36 protein-coding genes are annotated in these 22822 nt (G+C 41.3%); 3 read left to right on the forward strand and 33 right to left on the reverse strand.

The annotated features are described in order from the left end of the window. Positions 1-9: 9 nt before the first annotated feature. Positions 10-1284: a lipid IV(A) 3-deoxy-D-manno-octulosonic acid transferase gene (gene waaA / locus DK428_RS03610; RefSeq protein WP_109064664.1), complete on the reverse strand. Its 1275-nt coding sequence runs from the start codon at positions 1282-1284 to the stop codon at positions 10-12. Positions 1285-1382: 98 nt separating this feature from the next. On the opposite strand from waaA, the gene DK428_RS03615 reads away from it, so the two are divergent. Next, positions 1383-2144 carry a glycosyltransferase family 2 protein gene (locus tag DK428_RS03615; RefSeq protein WP_109064663.1) on the forward strand — a complete coding sequence of 254 codons (762 nt, stop codon included), beginning with the start codon at positions 1383-1385 and terminating at the stop codon, positions 2142-2144. Positions 2145-2234: 90 nt separating this feature from the next. On the opposite strand, the gene rplQ is transcribed toward DK428_RS03615, so the two are convergent. The 17 genes from rplQ to rplN all read right to left on the reverse strand — a co-directional run bounded on the left by rplQ (position 2235) and on the right by rplN (position 10757). Further along, positions 2235-2624, reverse strand: a complete 390-nt coding sequence (rplQ, locus tag DK428_RS03620; RefSeq protein WP_005701863.1) for a 50S ribosomal protein L17 — start codon at positions 2622-2624, stop codon at positions 2235-2237. 41 nt (positions 2625-2665) lie between these two features. After that, positions 2666-3655, reverse strand: coding sequence for a DNA-directed RNA polymerase subunit alpha (locus DK428_RS03625; RefSeq protein ID WP_109064662.1), 990 nt, complete (start codon positions 3653-3655; stop codon positions 2666-2668). 28 nt (positions 3656-3683) lie between these two features. Continuing rightward, entirely contained in the window at positions 3684-4304 is a 621-nt protein-coding gene (rpsD, locus tag DK428_RS03630) for a 30S ribosomal protein S4 (protein ID WP_109064661.1), read from the reverse strand. A 29-nt stretch (positions 4305-4333) separates the two neighbouring features. Continuing rightward, positions 4334-4723, reverse strand: coding sequence for a 30S ribosomal protein S11 (gene rpsK, locus DK428_RS03635; protein WP_005701868.1), 390 nt, complete (start codon positions 4721-4723; stop codon positions 4334-4336). A gap of 15 nt (positions 4724-4738) precedes the next feature. Further along, a complete protein-coding gene (rpsM, locus tag DK428_RS03640) occupies positions 4739-5095 on the reverse strand; it encodes a 30S ribosomal protein S13 (RefSeq protein WP_109064660.1) in 357 nt (118 codons plus the stop codon). A gap of 138 nt (positions 5096-5233) precedes the next feature. Continuing rightward, on the reverse strand, positions 5234-5347 hold the full coding sequence (gene rpmJ, locus DK428_RS03645) for a 50S ribosomal protein L36 (protein ID WP_005548767.1): 114 nt from the start codon (positions 5345-5347) through the stop codon (positions 5234-5236). 24 nt (positions 5348-5371) lie between these two features. After that, the gene (secY, locus tag DK428_RS03650; RefSeq protein WP_109064659.1) at positions 5372-6697 is read right to left on the reverse strand and encodes a preprotein translocase subunit SecY; all 1326 of its coding nucleotides are present in this window, start codon (positions 6695-6697) and stop codon (positions 5372-5374) included. Between the two features lie 3 nt (positions 6698-6700). After that, positions 6701-7135 (reverse strand): 50S ribosomal protein L15, encoded by a 435-nt coding sequence (rplO, locus tag DK428_RS03655; RefSeq protein WP_109064658.1) that lies wholly within the window; start codon positions 7133-7135, stop codon positions 6701-6703. Positions 7136-7138: 3 nt separating this feature from the next. Then, positions 7139-7318 (reverse strand): 50S ribosomal protein L30, encoded by a 180-nt coding sequence (gene rpmD / locus DK428_RS03660; protein ID WP_109064657.1) that lies wholly within the window; start codon positions 7316-7318, stop codon positions 7139-7141. Positions 7319-7324: 6 nt separating this feature from the next. Then, complete coding sequence (gene rpsE / locus DK428_RS03665; RefSeq protein WP_109064656.1) at positions 7325-7825, reverse strand: 30S ribosomal protein S5; 501 nt, start codon at positions 7823-7825, stop codon at positions 7325-7327. Between the two features lie 15 nt (positions 7826-7840). Then, the gene (rplR, locus tag DK428_RS03670) at positions 7841-8194 is read right to left on the reverse strand and encodes a 50S ribosomal protein L18 (RefSeq protein WP_109064655.1); all 354 of its coding nucleotides are present in this window, start codon (positions 8192-8194) and stop codon (positions 7841-7843) included. A 13-nt stretch (positions 8195-8207) separates the two neighbouring features. After that, positions 8208-8741 (reverse strand): 50S ribosomal protein L6, encoded by a 534-nt coding sequence (gene rplF, locus DK428_RS03675; RefSeq protein WP_109064654.1) that lies wholly within the window; start codon positions 8739-8741, stop codon positions 8208-8210. A gap of 15 nt (positions 8742-8756) precedes the next feature. Further along, positions 8757-9149, reverse strand: coding sequence for a 30S ribosomal protein S8 (gene rpsH / locus DK428_RS03680; RefSeq protein ID WP_109064653.1), 393 nt, complete (start codon positions 9147-9149; stop codon positions 8757-8759). Between the two features lie 36 nt (positions 9150-9185). Beyond that, the gene (rpsN, locus tag DK428_RS03685; RefSeq protein ID WP_109064652.1) at positions 9186-9491 is read right to left on the reverse strand and encodes a 30S ribosomal protein S14; all 306 of its coding nucleotides are present in this window, start codon (positions 9489-9491) and stop codon (positions 9186-9188) included. A 12-nt stretch (positions 9492-9503) separates the two neighbouring features. Beyond that, positions 9504-10043 carry a 50S ribosomal protein L5 gene (gene rplE, locus DK428_RS03690; protein ID WP_005548784.1) on the reverse strand — a complete coding sequence of 180 codons (540 nt, stop codon included), beginning with the start codon at positions 10041-10043 and terminating at the stop codon, positions 9504-9506. Between the two features lie 20 nt (positions 10044-10063). After that, the gene (rplX, locus tag DK428_RS03695) at positions 10064-10375 is read right to left on the reverse strand and encodes a 50S ribosomal protein L24 (RefSeq protein ID WP_005548785.1); all 312 of its coding nucleotides are present in this window, start codon (positions 10373-10375) and stop codon (positions 10064-10066) included. 10 nt (positions 10376-10385) lie between these two features. After that, a complete protein-coding gene (rplN, locus tag DK428_RS03700) occupies positions 10386-10757 on the reverse strand; it encodes a 50S ribosomal protein L14 (RefSeq protein WP_005619403.1) in 372 nt (123 codons plus the stop codon). 271 nt (positions 10758-11028) lie between these two features. Here rplN and DK428_RS03705 point away from each other — a divergent pair, with 271 nt between their 5' ends. After that, positions 11029-11679 (forward strand): IS1595 family transposase, encoded by a 651-nt coding sequence (locus DK428_RS03705; protein ID WP_109092121.1) that lies wholly within the window; start codon positions 11029-11031, stop codon positions 11677-11679. A gap of 86 nt (positions 11680-11765) precedes the next feature. Here the strand turns inward: DK428_RS03705 and rpsQ are convergent, their stop codons facing one another. From rpsQ to DK428_RS03780, 15 genes are all read right to left on the reverse strand, one after another. Next, positions 11766-12023: a 30S ribosomal protein S17 gene (gene rpsQ / locus DK428_RS03710; RefSeq protein ID WP_005539352.1), complete on the reverse strand. Its 258-nt coding sequence runs from the start codon at positions 12021-12023 to the stop codon at positions 11766-11768. Further along, complete coding sequence (gene rpmC / locus DK428_RS03715) at positions 12023-12214, reverse strand: 50S ribosomal protein L29 (RefSeq protein ID WP_005701880.1); 192 nt, start codon at positions 12212-12214, stop codon at positions 12023-12025. Before rpmC ends, rpsQ begins: the two co-directional genes overlap by 1 nt. After that, complete coding sequence (rplP, locus tag DK428_RS03720) at positions 12214-12624, reverse strand: 50S ribosomal protein L16 (protein ID WP_005539359.1); 411 nt, start codon at positions 12622-12624, stop codon at positions 12214-12216. Before rplP ends, rpmC begins: the two co-directional genes overlap by 1 nt. A gap of 13 nt (positions 12625-12637) precedes the next feature. Next, complete coding sequence (gene rpsC, locus DK428_RS03725) at positions 12638-13345, reverse strand: 30S ribosomal protein S3 (RefSeq protein ID WP_005701881.1); 708 nt, start codon at positions 13343-13345, stop codon at positions 12638-12640. A 16-nt stretch (positions 13346-13361) separates the two neighbouring features. Then, on the reverse strand, positions 13362-13694 hold the full coding sequence (rplV, locus tag DK428_RS03730) for a 50S ribosomal protein L22 (protein WP_050692961.1): 333 nt from the start codon (positions 13692-13694) through the stop codon (positions 13362-13364). Positions 13695-13704: 10 nt separating this feature from the next. Continuing rightward, positions 13705-13980: a 30S ribosomal protein S19 gene (gene rpsS, locus DK428_RS03735; RefSeq protein ID WP_109064651.1), complete on the reverse strand. Its 276-nt coding sequence runs from the start codon at positions 13978-13980 to the stop codon at positions 13705-13707. A 25-nt stretch (positions 13981-14005) separates the two neighbouring features. Further along, the gene (gene rplB / locus DK428_RS03740; protein WP_109064650.1) at positions 14006-14827 is read right to left on the reverse strand and encodes a 50S ribosomal protein L2; all 822 of its coding nucleotides are present in this window, start codon (positions 14825-14827) and stop codon (positions 14006-14008) included. 20 nt (positions 14828-14847) lie between these two features. After that, positions 14848-15150: a 50S ribosomal protein L23 gene (rplW, locus tag DK428_RS03745; protein ID WP_109064649.1), complete on the reverse strand. Its 303-nt coding sequence runs from the start codon at positions 15148-15150 to the stop codon at positions 14848-14850. Next, on the reverse strand, positions 15147-15749 hold the full coding sequence (rplD, locus tag DK428_RS03750; RefSeq protein ID WP_109064648.1) for a 50S ribosomal protein L4: 603 nt from the start codon (positions 15747-15749) through the stop codon (positions 15147-15149). The genes rplW and rplD overlap by 4 nt, the downstream gene beginning before the upstream one ends. A 14-nt stretch (positions 15750-15763) precedes the next feature. Further along, positions 15764-16390 carry a 50S ribosomal protein L3 gene (gene rplC / locus DK428_RS03755; RefSeq protein ID WP_005545484.1) on the reverse strand — a complete coding sequence of 209 codons (627 nt, stop codon included), beginning with the start codon at positions 16388-16390 and terminating at the stop codon, positions 15764-15766. A gap of 16 nt (positions 16391-16406) precedes the next feature. Continuing rightward, positions 16407-16718 (reverse strand): 30S ribosomal protein S10, encoded by a 312-nt coding sequence (gene rpsJ, locus DK428_RS03760; protein WP_001181005.1) that lies wholly within the window; start codon positions 16716-16718, stop codon positions 16407-16409. Positions 16719-17029: 311 nt separating this feature from the next. Further along, complete coding sequence (locus DK428_RS03765) at positions 17030-17497, reverse strand: Lrp/AsnC family transcriptional regulator (protein ID WP_109064647.1); 468 nt, start codon at positions 17495-17497, stop codon at positions 17030-17032. 95 nt (positions 17498-17592) lie between these two features. Beyond that, entirely contained in the window at positions 17593-19122 is a 1530-nt protein-coding gene (locus DK428_RS03770) for a YfcC family protein (RefSeq protein WP_109064646.1), read from the reverse strand. Positions 19123-19251: 129 nt separating this feature from the next. Continuing rightward, on the reverse strand, positions 19252-20184 hold the full coding sequence (gene arcC, locus DK428_RS03775; RefSeq protein WP_109064645.1) for a carbamate kinase: 933 nt from the start codon (positions 20182-20184) through the stop codon (positions 19252-19254). 10 nt (positions 20185-20194) lie between these two features. Beyond that, the gene (locus tag DK428_RS03780) at positions 20195-21199 is read right to left on the reverse strand and encodes an ornithine carbamoyltransferase (RefSeq protein WP_109064644.1); all 1005 of its coding nucleotides are present in this window, start codon (positions 21197-21199) and stop codon (positions 20195-20197) included. 229 nt (positions 21200-21428) lie between these two features. Here DK428_RS03780 and DK428_RS03785 point away from each other — a divergent pair, with 229 nt between their 5' ends. Continuing rightward, positions 21429-22820, forward strand: coding sequence for a chloride channel protein (locus DK428_RS03785; protein WP_109064642.1), 1392 nt, complete (start codon positions 21429-21431; stop codon positions 22818-22820). Positions 22821-22822 lie beyond the last annotated feature (2 nt).

Here is a 22822-nt window from a genome sequence, read left to right on the forward strand (position 1 = left end):
TGTTTTATCCTAGTTCAAATAAGGTTTTAATAAATCCATCACGCGTTGCAACGCGCCACGATTTTCATTTAACACGACATAACCGGCCTGGCCATAACGTTCACCAAGTTCGGCTGACTGCAAAAAGGTTGTCACCGCTTTAGCCAAGGCCTGTGGAGTGTCTTCCGTTATTAACACGCCTTGCCGTTCAATTAATTTAGCGAAAATCTCAGGAAAGTTAAACGTATGCTTCCCACTGATAACCGGCAATTTGAACGCCAAAGGTTCTAATGGATTATGCCCGCCATGCGCCACTAAACTGCCGCCGACCAACGCTACATGGGCCATACCGTATAACAACATAAGTTCACCCATCGTATCACCAAGCAAGACTTGTGTTTCTTCTGCAGGTATCTCATGGCTGCTACGCCGGATAAAACAAAAGCCTTCTTGTTCAATCAGTTGAGCCACCGAATTGAAACGTTCCGGATGACGCGGCACCAAAATCAGCAATAAATCAGGATATTGCTGCAATAAAGTGCGGTGACTTTTTAAAATGATTTCATCTTCGCCTTCGTGTGTGCTGGCGGCAATCCAGATAGATCGTTGTGTATTCCATTGTGCTTTTAATGTTGCAATGTTATGAAGTAATCCATCACTCACATTTAAGTCATATTTAATATTACCGGTTAATATTAATCGTTCGGGCGCAATGCCTAATTGCGCATAACGTTGCCAACTGACCTCATCTTGTGGGGCAATTAACGTAATGTTATCCAATACCGGTTTTAACTGATCTTTAAACCAACCATAACGTGTAGCAGAACGTGCAGATAAGCGGGCATTTACAATAATAAAGGGGATGTTTCGCAGTGCAAATTGGTGAATCAGGTTAAACCAAATTTCAGTTTCGATGACAATGATTAAGCGTGGTCTTACAAATCCAATAAAACGGGAAACGGCATCAGGCAAATCATAAGGCAAATACACATGTGTCACACTGTCGCCGAAAACAGCTTTTACGCGATCGGAACCGGTAGGCGTCATCGTCGTTACGGTAATAGCCAGTTGCGGATAATCTTGCTGAATCCGCTTAATTAAAGGAACGGCGGCAATCACCTCACCAACAGAGGCGGCATGAATTAAGACACCATTGGGCTGCGGAGGTCGGATATTGCCATAAAAGCCATAGCGCTCAGCCAGACGCTTACGATAATTTGGTGCTTTAAAGCCACGCAAAAACACTGAAAGCCATAGCATTGGCTGAACAAAATACATCAAACAGGTATAGAAAAAACGTAACATAGAAAATGTGTCGGCTTATGTTAGAATTGCAAAAAATTAATAAAGACAAACAAGCGCCTAGTATAAGCGTTTGTCACTGATTCACAAAGGATAAAAATATGCCGACTCTCAGCGTTGCAATGATTGTTAAAAATGAGGCGCACCACCTTGCACAATGCTTGGATACTATAAAAGATTGGGTGGATGAAATTGTTATTTTAGATTCCGGTAGCACCGATGCAACCCAACAAATTGCCGAACAATACGGCGCAAAATTCTACCAAAATACCGATTGGCCTGGATTTGGCAAACAGCGGCAATTAGCACAGCAGTATGTGACCTCTGACTATGTTTTATGGCTAGATGCGGACGAACGGGTAACGCCTAAGCTACGTCAATCCATTCTGACAGCAATTTCTCAAGATACGCCCAATACCGTCTACAAAATTCCGCGATTAAGTGAAATTTTTGGAAGTAAAATTCGCTACTCCGGTTGGTACCCCGATTATGTTATTCGTTTATATCGTAAGGACTTTACTCAGTATGGCGAGCAACTGGTTCATGAGAAAGTAGAACTGCCTATAAACACCAATATTCAAAAACTGAATGGTGATTTATTACATTATACTTACCAAAATATTCATCATTACTTAGTTAAATCTGCCGGATATGCCAAAGCGTGGGCGGACCAACGAGAAAAAGCAGGTAAAAAAGCGACATTATGGCAAGGAATCAGCCATGCTATAGGCTGTTTTGTAAAAATGTATTTTATTCGTCTGGGATTCTTAGATGGTAAAGCAGGCTTATTACTGGCTATACTTTCAGCACATTCTACTTTTATAAAATATGCTGACTTATGGGTCAGAACAAGAAATAGATAATTTTATTTACTAAGAATTCTCCTTAGTATTGATAACAAAAAGGCTGAATATGAAAATATTCAGCCTTTTTAAGTTTAACTAAATTAACGATTATTCCGCTGTTGCTTCTTCAGAAGAAACTTCCGGACGATCAACTAATTCAATGTAAGCCATTGGTGCATTGTCGCCTGCACGGAAACCACATTTAAGGATGCGGGTGTAACCACCAGCACGCTGTGCAAAACGTGGACCTAATTCATTAAATAATTTAGCAACAGTTTCAGTGTTGCGTGTACGAGCAAAAGCTAAGCGGCGATTTGCCACACTATCAACTTTTGCTAAAGTAATTAACGGTTCAACTACTCGACGTAATTCTTTTGCTTTTGGCAAAGTTGTTTTAATGATCTCGTGACCAATCAAAGAACTTGCCATATTACGGAACATCGCTTGACGATGACTGCTATTACGGTTGAGTTGACGACCACTCTTACGATGGCGCATAACCTTATCCTTCTCAGAAAAATCTTAAACCTACGACCAAACTAGTCTTCAGCAATACTTGCTGGTGGCCAATTTTCAAGGCGCATACCTAGTGATAAGCCTCTTGAAGCGAGTACATCCTTAATTTCAGTAAGTGATTTCTTACCTAGATTAGGCGTTTTTAATAACTCAACTTCTGTACGTTGTACTAAATCACCGATATAGTGAATTGTTTCTGCTTTCAAACAGTTAGCAGAACGAACTGTCAACTCTAAATCATCAACAGGACGAAGCAGAATCGGATCGAATTCTGGTTTTTCTTCCTTAATTTCAGGTTGACGAACATCTCGCAAATCAACGAATGCATCTAGTTGTTCTGCTAAAATTGTTGCTGCACGACGAATCGCGTCTTCAGGATCAATAGTCCCGTTTGTCTCTAGTTCAATAACCAATTTATCTAAATCGGTGCGTTGTTCAACACGTGCCGCTTCAACATTGTAAGCAATACGGTCAACAGGACTATAACAAGCGTCTACTAATAAACGACCAATCGGACGATCTTCATCTTGATTTTGAGTACGAGCTGATGCAGGCACATATCCTCTACCACGCTGTACACGAATACGCATATTAATGGATGCATTTTCGTCAGTTAAGTGGCAAATTACATGCTCCGGATTTACAATTTCAACATCACCATCGTGGGTAATATCTGCAGCAACAACAGGGCCAATTCCAGATTTGTTAAGCGTTAGAAGAACATCATCTTTATTTTGCACTTTTACAGCTAAACCTTTTAGATTTAAAAGCACTTCAAGAATATCTTCTTGTACACCTTCTTTACTACTATATTCATGCAACACACCATCAATTTCCACTTCAGTTACAGCACAACCTGGCATTGAAGATAGAAGAATACGGCGCAATGCATTTCCTAGAGTATGACCGAAACCACGCTCTAATGGTTCTAAGACTACCTTAGCTTGTGTAGAACTAATTTGTTCAATATCAACTAAGCGTGGTTTTAAAAATTCTGTAACAGAACCCTGCATTTTATCCTCTCTTTGCTTCTAAGCTCTATTATTTAGAATAAAGCTCAACGATCAGATGTTCATTAATGTCTGCTGATAAATCAGAACGTTCAGGAACACGTTTGAATACACCTTCCATTTTAGCAGTATCAACTTCTAACCAAGTTGGTTTTTCTCTTTGTTCTGCTAATTCTAATGATGCTTTAATACGTGCTTGTTTTTTAGATTTTTCACGAACAGCAACTACATCATCAACTGAAACTTGGAAAGATGGGATATTTACCACACGACCATTTACAACAATTGCTTTATGGCTCACTAACTGACGAGCTTCAGCACGAGTTGCTGCAAATCCCATACGATAAACAACATTATCCAATCGACCTTCTAATAATACCAATAAGTTCTCACCGGTATTCCCTTTTAGGCGGTTCGCTTCTTTGTAATAGTTACGGAATTGACGCTCTAAAATACCGTACATACGGCGAACTTTTTGTTTCTCACGTAACTGACTACCATAGTCAGATAAACGTGGTTTACGAGCACCGTGTTGACCTGGTGCGGTATCAATTTTACATTTTGAATCAATCGCACGAACGCCTGATTTAAGGAATAAATCAGTACCTTCACGACGGCTGAGCTTGAGTTTAGGACCCAAATATCTTGCCATTTTCTTTCTCCAACTATCCTATGACGTCATCAAACACGACGTTTTTTCGGTGGACGACAACCGTTATGAGGAATCGGAGTCACATCGGTAATATTCGTGATACGGAAACCAGCCGCATTTAATGCGCGGATAGTTGACTCACGGCCCGGACCCGGTCCTTTTACCATAACTTCCAAGTTCTTTAAGCCGAATTCTTTTACAACTTCAGCACAACGTTCTGCAGCAACTTGTGCAGCAAACGGAGTAGATTTACGAGAACCACGGAAACCTGAACCACCGGCAGTTGCCCATGCTAAGGCATTACCTTGACGGTCAGTAATAGTAACGATTGTATTATTGAAAGATGCGTGAATGTGTGCAACGCCATCTACAACTTGTTTTTTTACACGTTTACGTGCACGAACTGGTGTTTTTGCCATCTTAATTTACCCCGACTATTTTTTGATCGGCTTACGAGGACCCTTACGGGTACGCGCATTAGTTTTAGTACGTTGACCACGTACCGGTAAACTACGACGATGACGCAAACCACGATAACAACCTAAGTCTAATAGACGTTTGATGTTAAGTGTTACTTCACGACGTAAGTCACCTTCAACAGTAAATTTACCAACTTCGTCACGCAGTTTATCAATCTGCTCTTCAGACAATTCGCTGATCTTAACATCTTCAGCAATACCCGCAGAAGCACAAATGCTTTTTGAACGAGTCTTACCAACACCATAAATTGCAGTTAAAGCAATTACAGCATGTTTATGATCAGGAATGTTAATGCCTGCAATACGGGCCACTATGCACTCCTATTGTTAACTAGTTTGACACTCTGATCTTGAAAAGCCCGTTTTCAGGATACTCAAACAGAGTGTCAAGGAAATAAATGAGCTGAGTAGTATAATTACCCAACCGGTTCTTTGCAAGAAAAATATCAATTAACCTTGACGTTGTTTATGCTTAGGATCGCTACAAAGTACACGAACAACACCTTCGCGTTTTACAATTTTACAGTTACGACATAATTTCTTAACGGACGCACGAACTTTCATTGCTTATCCTTTTATATAAATGGGCTATTGCCCAAACCCCTTAAGGTTTGCTTTTTTCAGCGCAGACTCATATTTTGTCGACATTAAATGACTCTGAATCTGAACGATGAAATCCATAATTACCACTACAACAATCAGTAAAGATGTGCCACCAAAATAAAACTGCACATTCCAAGCTGATGTCATAACATAAGGAACCAAACATACAAATGTGACATAAAGACCACCAATTAACGTAAGTCTAGTCATGATTTTATCAATATATCGAGATGTTTGCTCCCCTGGTCTAATTCCAGGTATAAATGCACCAGATTTTTTCAAATTATCCGCAGTATCTCGAGGATTATATTGCATGGCAGTATAAAAGAAACTAAAGAAGATAATTGCTGCAGCATATACAACCAAGTACAAAGGTTGCCCCGGATGTAATAGCATTGATAAATCAGTTAACCATTCCAAGCTAGAACCTTGCCCAACCCATTGAGTCAACGTTGCAGGGAAAAGAATTATACTAGACGCAAAAATTGCCGGTATAACGCCTGCCATATTGACTTTTAATGGTAGATGAGTTGAATGGCCACCTAAAATTTGTCTACCTTGCTGACGCTTTGCATATTCAACTTTAATTCTTCTTTGCCCTCTCTCAACGAAGATGACAAAGTAAGTTACCGCAAATACAATAACAGCGATTAAAAGAAGAACTAGAACATGCATTTGACCAAGACGCGCTTGCTCAATTGTTTGACCAATTGCGGCAGGTAACCCTGCTACAATACCTGCAAAAATAATTAAAGATATACCGTTACCTATACCTCGTTCAGTAATTTGCTCGCCTAACCACATTAAGAACATCGTTCCCGTCACTAAGCTAACCACTGCCGTAAAATAGAACCCGAATCCTAAATTTGGAACAAGATCAGGTAACATGTTAGGTAACCCAGTTGAAATCCCTACGGCCTGTAATGTAGCAAGTAAAACCGTTGAATAACGTGTATACTTACTTATCTTACGACGACCAGACTCACCTTCTTTTCTTAATTCTGCAAGCGCCGGATGAACCGTTGCTAATAATTGGATAATAATTGACGCCGAAATATAAGGCATAATCCCCAATGCAAAAATTGAGGCTCGGCTCAACGCACCACCAGAAAACATATTAAACATGTCAATGATGGTGCCTTTTTGCTGTTCAATTAATTGAGCTAATACAGCGGCATCTATACCAGGAACCGGAATGAATGACCCAATTCGGAAAACTATAAGTGCACCTAAAACAAATAACAATCTGCGCTTAAGTTCACCTGTACCGCTCTGAGTACTTCTAGCTTGATAACCTGGTTGTTTAGCCATTAACTATTCCTCGATTGAACCACCAGCGGCCTCAATTGCTGCGCGCGCACCTTTAGTTACACGTAAACCGCGAATAACTAATTTAGTTTTAACTTCACCTGCTAAAATAACTTTAACAAACTGAATATCCTTAGTTAGAAGATTCGCTTCTTTTAATGCTTCTAAAGTTACAATGCCATTCTCAATTTTATTCAAATCGTCTAAACGAACTTCCGCTGTAACTGCCGCTTTCATTGAGGTAAAACCAAATTTTGGCAAACGACGATATAAAGGCATTTGACCACCCTCAAAACCACGGCGAACACCGCCACCAGTACGAGATTTTTGCCCTTTATGACCACGTCCACCAGTTTTACCTAAACCTGAACCAATACCACGACCAAGACGTTTAGCACTATGCTTAGCACCTTCAGCCGGAGATAGAGTATTTAAACGCATCTATTACTCCTCCACTTTAACCATATATAAAATCTGGTTAATCATTCCACGTACTGCTGGAGTATCAATTAACTCCACAGTATGATGCATATGGCGAAGACCAAGACCACGTAGCGTAGCTTTATGCTTTGGTAAACGAGCAATAGAACTACGAACTTGTGTTACTTTAATAGTTTTAGCCATTATTAATTACCCCAAAATTTCATCAACAGATTTACCACGTTTAGCAGCAACCATTTCTGGTGACTTCATATTCGCTAAAGCATCAATCGTAGCACGAACAACGTTGATTGGATTAGTTGAACCATACGCTTTTGATAATACATTGCGGACGCCTGCTACTTCTAACACTGCACGCATTGCACCACCGGCGATGATACCGGTACCCTCACTAGCTGGCTGCATGAAAACACGTGAACCAGTATGAGCACCTTTAATAGGATGTTGTAATGTACCTTCGGTTAAAGCCACATTAATCATGTTACGACGTGCTTTTTCCATTGCTTTTTGAATAGCCGCTGGAACTTCACGTGCTTTACCATATCCAAAACCCACACGACCATTACCATCGCCTACTACAGTTAATGCAGTAAAACTCATGATACGACCACCTTTTACAGTTTTAGATACGCGGTTTACCGCAATTAGCTTTTCTTGCAGTTCACCAGTTTGTTTTTCGATGTTTGCCATCTCAAATTACCTCAATTAGAACTGTAGACCAGCTTCACGAGCAGCATCCGCTAAAGACTGGATACGGCCATGATATTTAAAACCGGAACGGTCAAAAGCGACATCTTTAACGCCTTTTGCCAATGCTCTTTCTGCTACAATTTTACCTACAACAGCCGCAGCATCTTTATTACCGGTATATTTCACTTGCTCACTAATTGCCTTTTCAACAGTTGAAGCAGCAGCAAGCACTTCTGAACCGTTTGGTGCGATTACTTGTGCATAAATATGACGTGGAGTACGGTGAACAACCAAACGAGTTACACCTTGCTCTCTCATCATGTGACGCGCACGAGCTGCACGACGGATACGAGCTGATTTCTTATCCATAGTGTTACCTTAATTATTTCTTCTTAGCTTCTTTCATACGTACCACTTCATCAGCGTAACGTACCCCTTTACCCTTATATGGTTCTGGGCGACGATAAGCGCGAATATCTGCAGCAACTTGACCGATTAACTGTTTATCTGAACCTTTCAAAACAATTTCAGTTTGAGAAGGGCACTCAGCAGTAATCCCTGCAGGTAAAACATGCTCAACGGGGTGAGAAAATCCAAGACTTAAAGCAACAGCATTTCCTTTAATTTGAGCTCTATAACCTACACCTACTAACTGTAGTTTTCTTGTAAATCCTTCAGTAACACCAATAACCATAGAATTAACTAGTGCTCTAGCAGTACCTGACTGTGCATTACCACCTTCAACACCTTCACGTGGTGAAAATGTTAATTCATTGTTTTCATGTTTAACTTCTACTGAATGATGAATAGAGCGAGATAACTCACCATTTTTTCCTTTAATTGTTAGTAACTGTCCGTTAAGTTTTACCTCAACGCCGGCAGGAATACTAACAGGTGCTTTTGCAACACGAGACATTTTCCTACCTCTCTATTAAGCTACATAACAAATGATCTCACCGCCTAAACCAGCCTGGCGAGCTGCGCGGTCAGTCATTACACCTTTGGATGTAGATACAATAGCAATACCCAAACCACCCATTACTTTTGGTAATTCGTCTTTACGTTTATAAATACGTAAACCAGGGCGGCTGATACGCTGAATGCTTTCTACAACCGGTTTTCCTTGGAAATATTTTAATGTAATTTCCAGTTCAGGTTTTACACCTTCAACTACTTTAACGCTCTCGATATAACCTTCGTCAGCTAATACATTGGCAATTGCCACTTTTAGCTTGGATGAAGGCATACTGATCGCAACTTTATTCGCAGCTTGACCGTTACGAATACGGGTCAACATATCTGCGATAGGATCTTGCATACTCATTGTGCTTTTACTCCGATTCCAAATTAAAGTGGTAAATTACCAACTTGCTTTCTTAAGACCCGGGATTTCACCGCGCATAGCAGCTTCACGAACCTTAATACGGCTTAAACCAAACTTACGAAGAACGCCATGAGGACGTCCAGTTTGACGACAACGGTTACGTTGACGACTAGGGCTAGAATCACGTGGTAAAGTTTGCAACTTTAACACTGCATTCCAACGTTCTTCGTCAGAGGCATTAACGTCAGAAATAATCTTTTTCAACTCCACACGTTTAGCATAGAATTTTTCAGCCAATTTCACGCGCTTCACATCGCGTGCTTTCATTGATTGTTTAGCCATTTGTAACCTGCCTTACTTACGGAATGGGAAATTAAAGGCAGCCAATAGTGCTCGACCTTCTTCATCATTCTTAGCTGTAGTGGTAATAGTAATATCTAAACCACGTACACGATCTACTTTATCATAGTCGATTTCAGGGAAGATGATTTGCTCACGTACACCCATACTGTAATTTCCACGACCATCAAATGATTTCGCACTTAAACCGCGGAAGTCACGAATACGTGGAACAGCAATTGTAATTAAACGTTCTAAAAACTCCCACATACGTTCGCCACGTAGTGTCACTTTACAACCGATTGGATATCCCTGACGGATTTTAAAGCCGGCAACAGATTTACGAGCTTTAGTAATTAAAGGTTTTTGACCACTAATCGCTGCCAGATCAGCAACCGCATTATCTAGCAATTTTTTGTCAGTCAATGCTTCACCCACACCCATATTTAGGGTTATCTTTTCGATTCGTGGGACTTGCATGACAGATGAGTAGTTGAATTTAGTTTTCAATTCATTTACTACTTGATCTCTGTAGTAATCATGCAGTTTCGCCATCGCATTACTCCAGTTTATTATTAAATAATTTCATTATTAGATTTGAAGAAACGTACTTTTTTACCATCTTCAAATCTAAAACCTACACGGTCAGCTTTATTTGTTGTCGGGTTAAAGATCGCAACGTTTGAAACATCAATCGCAGCTTCTTTTTTCACTAAACCACCTTCTTTACCTAAAGCAGGTACCGGTTTTTCATGTTTAGTGATGATATTCACACCTTCAACAATCACTTTACCATTAGATAACACTTTTGTTACCTTACCGCGCTTACCTTTGCTTTTGCCGGTAAGCACAATTACTTCATCATTTTGACGGATTTTTGCAGCCATTACATTCTCCTTACAGTACTTCTGGAGCTAAAGAAATGATCTTCATGAATTTCTCAGAACGAAGTTCACGAGTCACTGGTCCAAAAATACGAGTACCGATTGGTTGCTCGGTATTATTGTTTAAAATTACACAAGCGTTACCATCGAAACGAATAACTGATCCATCTGGGCGACGAACACCCTTCTTGGTGCGCACAACAACTGCCTTTAATACATCACCTTTTTTAACTTTACCGCGTGGAATTGCTTCTTTTACAGTAACTTTGATGATGTCGCCAATAGCAGCATAACGACGGTGCGATCCACCTAGAACCTTGATACACATTACGCTGCGAGCGCCTGAATTATCAGCAACATCCAGCATAGTCTGTTCTTGGATCATATTAGTGCTCCGTTAAATTAAAAAACCACCCTTACGGGACGAACCTATCCGTAACACATAAAGTGTATGACGGAGAGGTGGCGGAGTTTAGCAAAATTATAAATGAAAAGCAATGAAATTTTGCTTATAACAAGGGAGTTTATCTTAATAAGATTAAAATTCTTATGAATGATTTGATAACAACTTCCTTAGAGGGAAGTGCGGTCAAAATTTAAATTATGGGGCTGTACTAGATAACGACTAAATCTTTCATTTAGATTAGAATGCTTAAATGAGAAAAAGTCGCTTAAGTCAGCATAAACAAAATAAACTCATTGAATTGTTTGTCGCAGGTGTTACGGCTAGAACAGCAAGTGAGTTGGTAAATGTAAACAAAAATACAGCCGCTTATTACTTTCACCGATTACGTTTACTCATTTATCAAACAAGCCTGCATTTGGAAATGTTTGAAGGAGAAATTGAAGCCGATGAAAGCTATTTCGGCGGTATTCGCAAAGGTAAGCGTGGTCGTGGCGCAGCAGGCAAAGTCGCGGTATTCGGACTTCTCAAGAGAAATGGTAAAGTTTATACCGTAGTTGTACCAAATGCTCAATCAGCAATACTATTGCCAATTATTCGTGAGAAAGTTAAGCCTGACAGCATTGTTTACACTGACACTTACCGTAGTTATGATGTGCTTGATGTCAGCGAATTTAGTCATTTCCGCATCAATCACAGTACGCATTTTGCTGAAAATCATAACCATATAAACGGAATTGAGAATTTTTGGAACCAAGCAAAACGTCATTTGCGCAAGTTTAATGGCATTCCAAAAGCGCATTTTGAGCTGTATTTGAAGGAATGCGAATGGCGCTTTAACAATAGTGAAATAAAATCTCAAATTTCCATTCTAAAACAATTGGTTAAAGAGATTCTAGTCTAGTTATCTAGTACAGCCCCTAAATTATTTTAGAAAACAAAAAGCCAACAGTTTGCACTGTTGGCTTTTAATTTATTCTTTGTAATTAATTAAGCAATTACTGCTTTTTCAACTACACGAACTAAAGTCCATGACTTAGTTTTAGAAATTGGGCGACATTCGCGAACTTCTACTAAATCACCTAATTTAGCCTCGTTATTTTCATCGTGCACATGTAACTTGGTTGTACGACGGATAAACTTACCATAAAGTGGGTGTTTAACCTTACGTTCAATCGCAACAACGAAAGATTTTTCCATCTTGTCGCTTACTACACGACCTTGCACGCTACGAATTTTATCAGTCATTACTCACCCGCCTTTTCGGTTAGAACAGTTTTTACTAGTGCAATGCTACGACGCACTTGTTTTAACTGATGGGTTTGTTGAAGCTGACCGGTGGCTGCTTGCATACGCAACTTGAATTGTTCACCTAAAAGGTTTACTAATTCAGCATTCAGCTCTTCAACACTTTTTGTACGTAATTCTTGAGCTTTCATTACATCACCGTCTTAGTTACGAAAGTGGTCTTAACTGGCAATTTAGCAGCTGCTAATGCAAACGCTTCTCTCGCGATCTCTTCAGACACACCATCCATTTCATAGAGAACTTTACCCGGTTGGATTAAGGCTACCCAGTACTCAACGTTACCTTTACCTTTACCCATACGGACTTCTAATGGTTTTTCAGTAATTGGTTTATCTGGGAATACACGAATCCAGATTTTACCTTGACGTTTTACTGCACGAGTCATCGCACGACGAGCGGCTTCAATTTGACGCGCAGTTAAACGACCACGACCAACTGCTTTTAAACCGAAAGTACCGAAGCTAACTTCTGTACCGCCCGCGATACCACGGTTACGGCCTTTGTGAACTTTACGGAATTTTGTACGTTTTGGTTGCAACATTTAGCGATTCTCCTTACTTACGACCTTTACCGCGCGGAGCCTTTTTAGGCTTGTCGGCAGGTTGTTGTTCCGGTTGCGCTAGCGCAGCCATTCCACCAAGAATCTCACCTTTGAAGATCCATACTTTAACGCCAATTACGCCGTATGTAGTATGAGCTTCTGCAGTGTTATAGTCGATGTCCGCACGCAATGTATGTAGAGGCACACGACCTTCACGATACCATTCAGAACGAGCAATTTCAGCACCGCCTAAACGACCGCTAACTTCAACTTTGATACCTTTAGCGCCTAAACGCATTGCATTCTGTACCGCTTTCTTCATAGCACGACGGAACATTACACGACGTTCTAATTGTGAAGCGATGCTATCTGCAACTAATTTTGCATCTAATTCAGGTTTTTTCACTTCAGCGATGTTGATTTGAGCAGGAACACCGGCAATTTTTGCCACTGCATTACGCAATTTCTCAACATCTTCACCTTTCTTACCAATTACGATACCCGGGCGAGCTGTGTGAATAGTAACACGAATACTTTTTGCAGGACGCTCAATAGTGATACGTGAAACTGAAGCATTCGCTAATTCTTTATTTAAGAACTGACGTACTTTGAAATCGCCTTCAAGATTGTTGGCGAAATCTTGTGTATTCGCAAACCAAGTAGAGCTCCAAGGTTTTACAATACCTAGGCGAATACCATGTGGATGTACTTTTTGACCCATTGTTATTCCTCTACGATTAACGATCTGACACAACCACAGTAATGTGGCTTGTACGTTTTAAAATACGATCTGCACGACCTTTAGCACGTGGCATAACACGTTTCATGCTTGGACCTTCATCTACGAAAATCTTCGCAACTTTAAGATCATCGATATCTGCACCGTCATTGTGCTCAGCATTGGCAATAGCGGATTCAAGAACCTTCTTCACTAAAGCTGCTGCTTTTTTATTAGTATAAGTAAGAATTTCTAGTGCTTGAGCAACTTTCTTACCACGGATTAAGTCCGCAACTAAACGAGCTTTTTGCGCTGAAGTGCGAGCGTAACGATGTTTTGCTATAGTTTCCATCTTTTACCCCTTACTTCTTAGCTTTCTTATCCGCAGCGTGACCGCGGTAAGTACGAGTCGGTGCAAATTCACCTAATTTATGACCAATCATTTCATCAGATACATAAATAGGAACATGCTGACGACCATTATGGACTGCGATGGTCAATCCGATCATTGAAGGAATGATCATTGAACGACGGGACCAAGTTTTAATTGGTTTTTTATCCCCGCTTTCCACCGCCTTCTCTACCTTCTTCAACAAGTGTAGGTCAAGGAAAGGACCTTTCTTGAGAGAACGTGGCATGGCTTATCCTCTTATTTAATTAAAATTATTTACCACGACGACGTACGATAAATTTATCGGTACGTTTGTTATGGCGAGTTTTCTTACCTTTGGTTTGAACGCCCCAAGGTGTTACTGGGTGTTTACCAAAGTTACGACCTTCACCACCACCGTGTGGGTGATCTACCGGGTTCATTGCTGTACCACGAACTGTAGGGCGTACGCCTCTCCAACGACTAGCACCAGCTTTACCCAATACGCGAAGCATATGTTCAGAGTTGCCTACTTCACCGATGGTTGCAGAACACTCAGCTAATACTTTACGCATCTCACCAGAACGAAGACGTAAAGTCACATAGTTACCTTCACGGGCAATGATCTGTACATAAGCACCGGCAGAACGGGCAATTTGACCGCCTTTGCCAGGTTTTAATTCAACGTTATGTACGGTAGAACCAACCGGGATATTACGCATTGGTAATGAGTTACCAACTTTAATTGGCGCATGTGCACCCGCTTGGATTTGATCACCTGCAGACAAACCTTTAGGTGCTAAGATATAACGACGTTCACCATCTTTATAAAGCACTAAAGCAATATTTGCAGAACGATTCGGATCGTATTCTAAACGCTCAACAACACCAGGAACATCTAATTTATTACGTTTAAAATCAACTAAACGATAGTGTTGTTTATGACCGCCACCAATGTGGCGAGTAGTAATACGACCATAGTTGTTACGACCACCGGTTTTAGATTTAGTATCTAAAAGTGCAGCGAAAGGTTTACCTTTGTGCAATTCAGGGTTAACAACTTTAACAACATGACGACGACCAGCGGAGGTCGGCTTACATTTAACGATAGCCATTATCTTCTACTCCTCCGTAATTACTCTGCTGCGCCTTCAACAAAGTCCAAAGATTGGCCTTCTTGAAGTGTAACATAAGCTTTTTTCCAGTCACTGCGACGTCCAATCTTAGCACCACGGCGTTTAGTTTTACCTTTCACCACAACGGTACGAACAGAATCCACTTTCACTTCAAAAAGTTGCTCTATTGCATTAGCAATTTCTACTTTATTTGCATCTAAAGCCACTTTGAAAACGATAGTGTTTGACTTCTCAGCGTTATTTGTTGCTTTCTCAGAGACATGTGGTGCTTTAAGCACTTTTAGCAAACGTTCTTGACTCATGCTAACATCTCCTCAATTTGCTTCACAGCATCCACAGTTACAACTACTTTATTGAAAGCAATTAAACTTACCGGATCGATACCTTGAGCATCACGAACGTCTACTTTGTATAAGTTGCGTGCTGCCAAGAATAGGTTTTCATCTAAACTTGCTGTGATAATTAACACATCTTCAAGTGCTAATTCTTTTAATTTTTGTACTAAAACTTTAGTTTTTGGTGCATCAATTTCGAATTTCTCAACAACCACTAAACGATCTTGACGAACTAATTCGGAAAGAATGCTCTGAATTGCACCACGGTACATTTTCTTGTTCACTTTCTGACTGTGATCTTGTGGTTTCGCTGCAAAAGTGACACCACCTGAACGCCAGATTGGTGACTTAATATCACCTGAACGAGCGCGACCTGTACCTTTTTGACGCCAAGGTTTTTTACCTGAACCGGACACTTCAGCACGAGTTTTTTGTGCACGAGAACCTTGACGGGCACCTGCTGCATAAGCAACAACAACTTGGTGAATCAACGCTTCGTTAAACTCACGTCCGAAGGTAGTTTCAGAAACAGTGAGTGCATTAGCACCTACAACTTGTAATTCCATCTCTATCTCCCAGACTATGCTTTAACTGCCGGCTTAACGATAACATCACTACCGGTAGCGCCAGGAACAGCACCTTTAACAAGTAGTAATTTACGCTCAGCATCTACACGAACAACTTCAAGTGATTGAACGGTTACACGTTCATTACCTAAGTGTCCTGCCATTTTTTTACCTTTAAACACACGACCCGGAGTTTGGTTTTGACCAATAGAACCAAGGACACGATGTGATAAAGAGTTACCATGGGTAGCATCTTGAGTACGGAAGTTCCAACGTTTAACACCACCTTGGAAACCTTTACCTTTAGAAGTACCGGTAACATCGACTTTTTTAACATCTGCGAAGATGTCAACATTGATTTCTTGACCTAAAGTGAATTCTTCACCTTCGGTACGAAATTCCCATAAACCGCGACCGGCTTCAACACCGGCTTTCACGAAATGACCAGCTTCAGGCTTAGTTACACGGCTGGCTTTTTTAGAACCAGTAGTAACTTGAACTGCAGTATAGCCATCGTTTTCAAGAGTTTTAACTTGAGTTACGCGGTTGGCTTCGATTTCGATAACAGTAACCGGTACAGACACGCCATCTTCATTGAAGATACGGGTCATACCGACTTTACGACCGACTAAACCAATCATTGTAATAACCTCTTAATTAACCTAGGCTGATCTGCACGTCAACGCCGGCAGCCAAGTCTAAACGCATTAATGCATCAACAGTTTTTTCTGTTGGCTCAACAATATCAACTAAACGTTTGTGAGTACGGATTTCATATTGGTCACGCGCATCTTTATTTACGTGTGGAGAAATCAATACTGTGAAACGCTCTTTACGGGTTGGTAAAGGAATTGGGCCACGAACTTGTGCACCAGTACGTTTAGCTGTTTCAACGATCTCCGCTGTAGATTGATCGATCAAACGATGATCAAATGCTTTAAGACGGATTCGGATTCTTTGGTTCTGCATGAGACCAGAGCTCCAATAAATTTAGCTAATAAAAAAACTAACACCATCACAATTCTTACATCAGAACAACAAGAAAAGGAGGTGCAAGCTACCTGTTTATATAGTCCCCAAATCGGGAACATTGTTAGTGTTACCTATCGCAACACCCGTTTAATAAATGATTACACTAAACGGCTTCTATAAAAAGCCTGCAAATTCTACCGAAACCCATTAGGCTTTGCAAGTATTTTCTCTATATTTATCATCACCTAAAAGGTGCGGTCAGTTTGCTCAATAAAAACGCGCCCCAAAACAACCGCACTTTTAGCGTCTTATAAGGGTAACTCGGTGGTGTTTTTGATGGTTTTTAGGGAAACTTCGGATTTGAGGGTTTTGATGCCGATATTTTTGGTGAGGTAGGTGTTTTTGATGGTATTAAATTGGTCTAAATCGGCAACGCACATTTTTAACAGAAAATCATAGCTCCCTGCCATTAAATGGCATTCCAATACTTGCGGGATTAATTTTATCTCAAAAATGAACCGCTCTTTTAGTTCCGGATCCTCTTCAAAAAATGTTCCTTGAACATAAACGGTTAAATTGCAATTCACTTTCTTCGGATTTAATAAAGCAACATAGCCATCAATCACGCCATTTTCTTCTAAACTATTCACACGGCGCAAACAGGCGGAGTTAGAAAGGCCAACTTCTTTTGCTAATTCGTTATTTTGTAACTGCCCATTACGCTGCAGAGCTTTCAAGATGCGCGTATCAATGTTATCAAATAGTTTCTTTAGCATAAAAAATCCTTTTTTAGAAAGAACAAAAACGTGGCAATTATAACAAGACCACCTATAAAAGTCTGTGTTATAAGTGGTCTTTATGACAGAGGTATTTAAACGCTATATAAAGAAACTTGAATAACCAATAGGATTGATCCAATCACTAGCAAGCAACCAATCATCGGCATAACGAATTTCACCCACTTGTTAAACGGAATATGTAACATTTGCAAGGTAACCAATACCAAACCTGTCGGCGCCAAGAATAACATGGCGTATTGTCCCCAGTTATAGGCGGAAACCACAATGTCACGCGGAATGCCTACAGCATCGGCAAGCGGAGCCATAATCGGCATGGAAAGCACTGCCAAACCGGAGGAAGACGGCACGATAAGACCTAAGAATATAAAGACTACCAATTGACCGAGAATAAAGACGCTACCCGGCATGCCACTGACCAAGTTAGACATATAGTCCAAAATGGTGTCGGAAATCATGCCTTGTTCAAGTACTAAGTTAACACCACGTGCCAAACCGATAATTAAGGATACGCCAACTAATTCAGAAGCCCCTTCGGTAAAGGATTCCACAATGTCTTTTTCTTTCAACCCACTGATAAACATGATGATAATGGTGATGGACAAGAATGAAGCCGCCATTTGCGGGAACCACCAGCCACCTGCCATTACCCCCCAAATCATGATTGGGAAGGCAATACAGAAGAGAATTAAGATAAGTTTTCTTCTTAAGGTAAACTCAAGTACCGTATTTGGATCAAAGTTTTTCATATAACGATGATAAAACTCTTCTCTATCCTCATAAGTATAGGAAAAACTCGGATCCGCTTTCACTTTCTTAGCATACCAATATAAATAAGCAATAACGCAAGTTGCCCCTAATACTAACCCAATGGCACGGAACCCAATCCCTTCGGTAAATTGAATACCGGCAGCATTGGAAGCGATAACCACAGAGAATGGATTAATGGTGGAAAACGCCGTTCCCATGGAGGAAGCCAAGAAGATGGCCCCAACACAAATAATGGCATCATACCCCAAGGCTAAAAATACCGGGACCAGAATAGGGTAAAATGCAACCGCTTCTTCTTCGATACCACAAGTGGTACCCCCTAACACCATCAACACGGAAACACTGAATACAATCATAAATTCATTGCCTTTCGTGCGCCGCGCTAAAGCCATTAACCCCGCGTTAAACGAGCCCGTTCTATTAATGACCCCTATCATACCGCCCAGCACGAAAATGAACACCATCACATCCACGGCTTCTATGGTTCCTTCCACCATGCTGATAGGAATATCTTTGATACCTTTGTAATGTTGTTCAATACGTTGATAAGTACCCGGAATAGCGATAGGTTTTTTGATTACACCCTCGGTGAAATTCGTCAGTTTAATTTTGATATTGAGATTATTGAGGGTTTCTTCAGTGGCCGGATAAGTTTTGTCTTGCTCGCCGTAGGTTTTTACCACAAATACTTTATCGGTCATATTATAAGTCAATTTAGAATATGAACCTGATGGGATGACCCATGTTAATCCCACAGCAAGGATTAAAATAAGGAATAAAATGCTAAACGCTGATGGGAAATTAAAGGTCTTTTTTTGATTAGACGCTTCCATAACAGACTCCTTTCGATACAACAGTTTTTGTTTGGCAAGTCGGCATAACACATTATGCCGTTATACCGACCGCGCATTCTACTTTGAACTGCTGACATTCTCAAAGTATTTTACTTATTGTGTACATCGTTATGAATAGTAGGAAATTTCCGTCGCCTTCTGCGTAATACGGGTACCCGCCTTGCCTTTCACAATGTCCACAATATCGGAAAGCGAACCGATCACAGCATCTTTGCCCGTGTTGCGTGCAAAGTTAACCGCTGCTTGCACCTTCGGTCCCATAGAACCGGCCACAAAGCCCATCTTTTCAATCTCATCCGGTGGTGCTAATGCAATGGCTTTTTGTGTCGGTTTCCCCCAGTCCACGAAGGTGGCAGACACATCGGTGGCGATAATGAATAAATCCGCATCCAAGTTTTCGGCTAATAGCGCGGAACATAAATCCTTATCGATAACCGCCTCTACGCCTTGCAGATTATGTTGTTCATCATAATAAGTCGGAATACCGCCACCACCGGCGCAGATAACAATACTGCCTTTTTCCAACAACCATTTAACCGGACGAATCTCAAAAATCCGTTTTGGCAATGGACTTGGCACAACGCGACGATACTTGTCGCCGTCTTGTGCTATGCTCCAGTTTTTCTCTTTTGCCAACCGTTCTGCCTCTTCTTTGGAATATACCGGGCCTATCGGTTTGGTTGGATTTTTAAAGGCCGGATCATTAATATCTACTTCTACTTGTGAAAGCAAAGTCGCAAATGGCACTTCAAAAGGAACTAGATTTCCCAGTTCTTGTTGAATCATATAACCAATCATGCCCACAGACTCCGCCCCTAACACGTCTAACGGATAAGTCGGAACATCTTTATAAGCTGCCCCTTGTAGCGCTAACAGACCTACTTGCGGGCCGTTGCCGTGTGCAATGACCAATTCATTATTAGGATAAATTTTGGCGATTTGTTCACACGCAATACGCACATTTAATCGCTGGTTTTCAGCAGTCAGCGGCTCGCCGCGACGCAATAAGGCATTTCCGCCTAATGCAATAACAATTCTCATATGCCACCTCTTAAATTAAGCTGGAATAAAGCACGGCTTTAATGGTGTGCATGCGGTTTTCCGCTTGTTCAAACGCCACATTCATCGGAGATTCAAAGACATCTTCGATGACTTCAATACCGTTTGCCAACTCAGGGTATTTTTCCGCAATTTGACGACCCACTTTGGTTTCGCTGTTATGGAATGCCGGCAAACAGTGCATAAATTTTACTTTTGGATTACCCGTACGTTTCATCAATTCAGGGGTAACTTGATATGGCAATAATAATTTAATACGTTCGCCCCACGTTTCTAGCGGTTCACCCATGGAAACCCATACGTCGGTGTGCACGAAATCTACACCTTTCACTGCTTTATCAATATCATCGGTGACGGTAATACGTGCGCCACTTTGTTTTGCAAAGCCTTCACACATGTCTACAAGTTCCGCATCCGGCAATAAGGCTTTTGGTCCACAAATGCGGACATCCATGCCTAATTTAGCGCCGATTAATAATAAGGAATTCCCCATGTTATTACGCGCATCACCGATATACACATATTTGATTTCACTTAATGGTTTATCGCAGTTTTCAATCATGGTTAACACGTCTGCCAACATTTGGGTCGGGTGGAATTCGTCAGTTAAGCCATTAAATACCGGCACGCCGGCATATTCGGCCAATTCGTCCACAATTTCTTGTTTGAAACCGCGATATTCAATGGCGTCGTACATTCTGCCTAACACTCGGGCAGTGTCTTTCATACTTTCTTTATGGCCGATTTGAGAAGAGTTTGGATCGATGTAGGTCACTTGCGCGCCTTGGTCATAAGCAGCAACTTCAAAAGCGCAGCGGGTTCTCGTGGAAGTTTTTTCAAAAATTAACGCAATATTTTTACCTTTTAATTTTTGTTGTTCAGTGCCGGCATATTTCGCCCGTTTTAAATCACGGGATAAATCTAACAAATATTTGATTTCACGTTCTGAGTGATTGACAAGACTTAATAAGTGTCTATTTTTAAGATTGAAAGCCATAATAATCTCCTTGAATGTGATGAATTTATTGATGTTTATTCGACATACGACCTACAGCATTGCGAATGCCATTATTTTAAGAGAAGCCCCAAGAAATATAGTTGCTAATTTTCTACTCAAGTGTAAAGATTTTGAATTTATAGCTAACAACTCCCTTTTTATTGGTATAAAATTCTGCTTTAGCAATTTATAAGCAACAAAAATCCTCAATGAGGAAAGATCGAACGTAATGGACGCTTTCATCACCTTTTTACGCCATACAACCGCCAAAGTGCGGTATGTTTTACACAAGAAATTACGCCAAAGTTACCGAATCTCTCACAAAACCGTTGAATTTTCCTGCCTACTAATCGGCGCGGCGCTCGTCTCCTTATTTTCCTTAGGTTTTGCCAAATTGGCTGATTTAGGATTGGCATGGAACGCCTATTGGACACAGCGCTACCCGCTTGCTGTGTGGTTCGTTTTGCCAAGCGGCTTGGCATTGTTGACATGGTTTATAGCGAAGTACACACCCTATGTAGGAGGCAGCGGTATCCCGCAAGTCATCGCCTCTATCAGCTTGCCCAATCATGCCGATAAACATCGCTTAGTCGCCTTCGGACAAACCCTGTGGAAAATTCCCCTAACTTTTCTTGCCATGCTCATTGGTGCGTCTGTTGGGCGGGAAGGGCCGTCCGTACAAGTGGGTGCGGCAGTAATGTTATGGTGGGGTAATATTTGTCGTCGATACGGTATCGCATTTAACGGATTAACGGCCAACGAGCTCATGGCAACGGGAGCTGCCGGCGGTTTGGCTGCTGCATTTAACGCGCCCCTGGCCGGTGTCATTTTTGCAATTGAAGAACTGGGACGTGGTGTATTACTACGCTGGGAACGGCGCGTATTATTAGGCGTGCTGGCGGCGGGCTTTATTTTAGTAGCCATCGACGGCAACAACCCTTACTTTCCGAAATATCACGGTGCCACCGATATTCCTTACCTATATTTATGGGTCTTGCTGTGCGGCTTAGTCGGCGGTGTTTCCGGCGGTATCTTCGCCCGTTTATTGGCAAAAGGCATTGCCGGTACATTGCCTGCTATTTTCCGTCATGGCGTTCATCGCCACCCAATTATTACCGCTTTTATTTTAGGTCTGATTTTGACCGCACTTGGTGTTTACACTCAAGGACAAACCTACGGCACAGGCTATCATGTTGTTACCCAAGCTTTGGACGGAGAAGCGCTACAACCAGATATCGGTATCATGAAATTATTCGCCACGGTAGGCTCTTATTGGACGGGTATCGCAGGGGGGATTTTCACCCCTTCCTTAACCATCGGTGCAGGCTTAGGCGTACAAGTGGCCTCCTTCAGCGACGGCTTAATAGACCAACGGTTACTCGTGTTGCTTTGCATGGCAGCTTTTTTAGCCGGTGCTACCCAATCACCGGTCACCGCCAGCGTCATCGTGATGGAAATGACGGGCTGCCAACCGGTGCTTATTTGGCTATTGATTTGCTGTCTGATTTCCTCCATTATTTCACGCCAATTTAGTCCAAAGCCGTTCTACCATTTTGCGGCGGGGCGTTTTCGCCATCGGATTCAAGAAGAAATGCAAAAAGACAGGAAGGAAAGTTCATAAAA

The organism is Aggregatibacter kilianii, from assembly GCF_003130255.1.
GTDB classification, from domain to species: Bacteria; Pseudomonadota; Gammaproteobacteria; order Enterobacterales; family Pasteurellaceae; genus Aggregatibacter; species Aggregatibacter kilianii.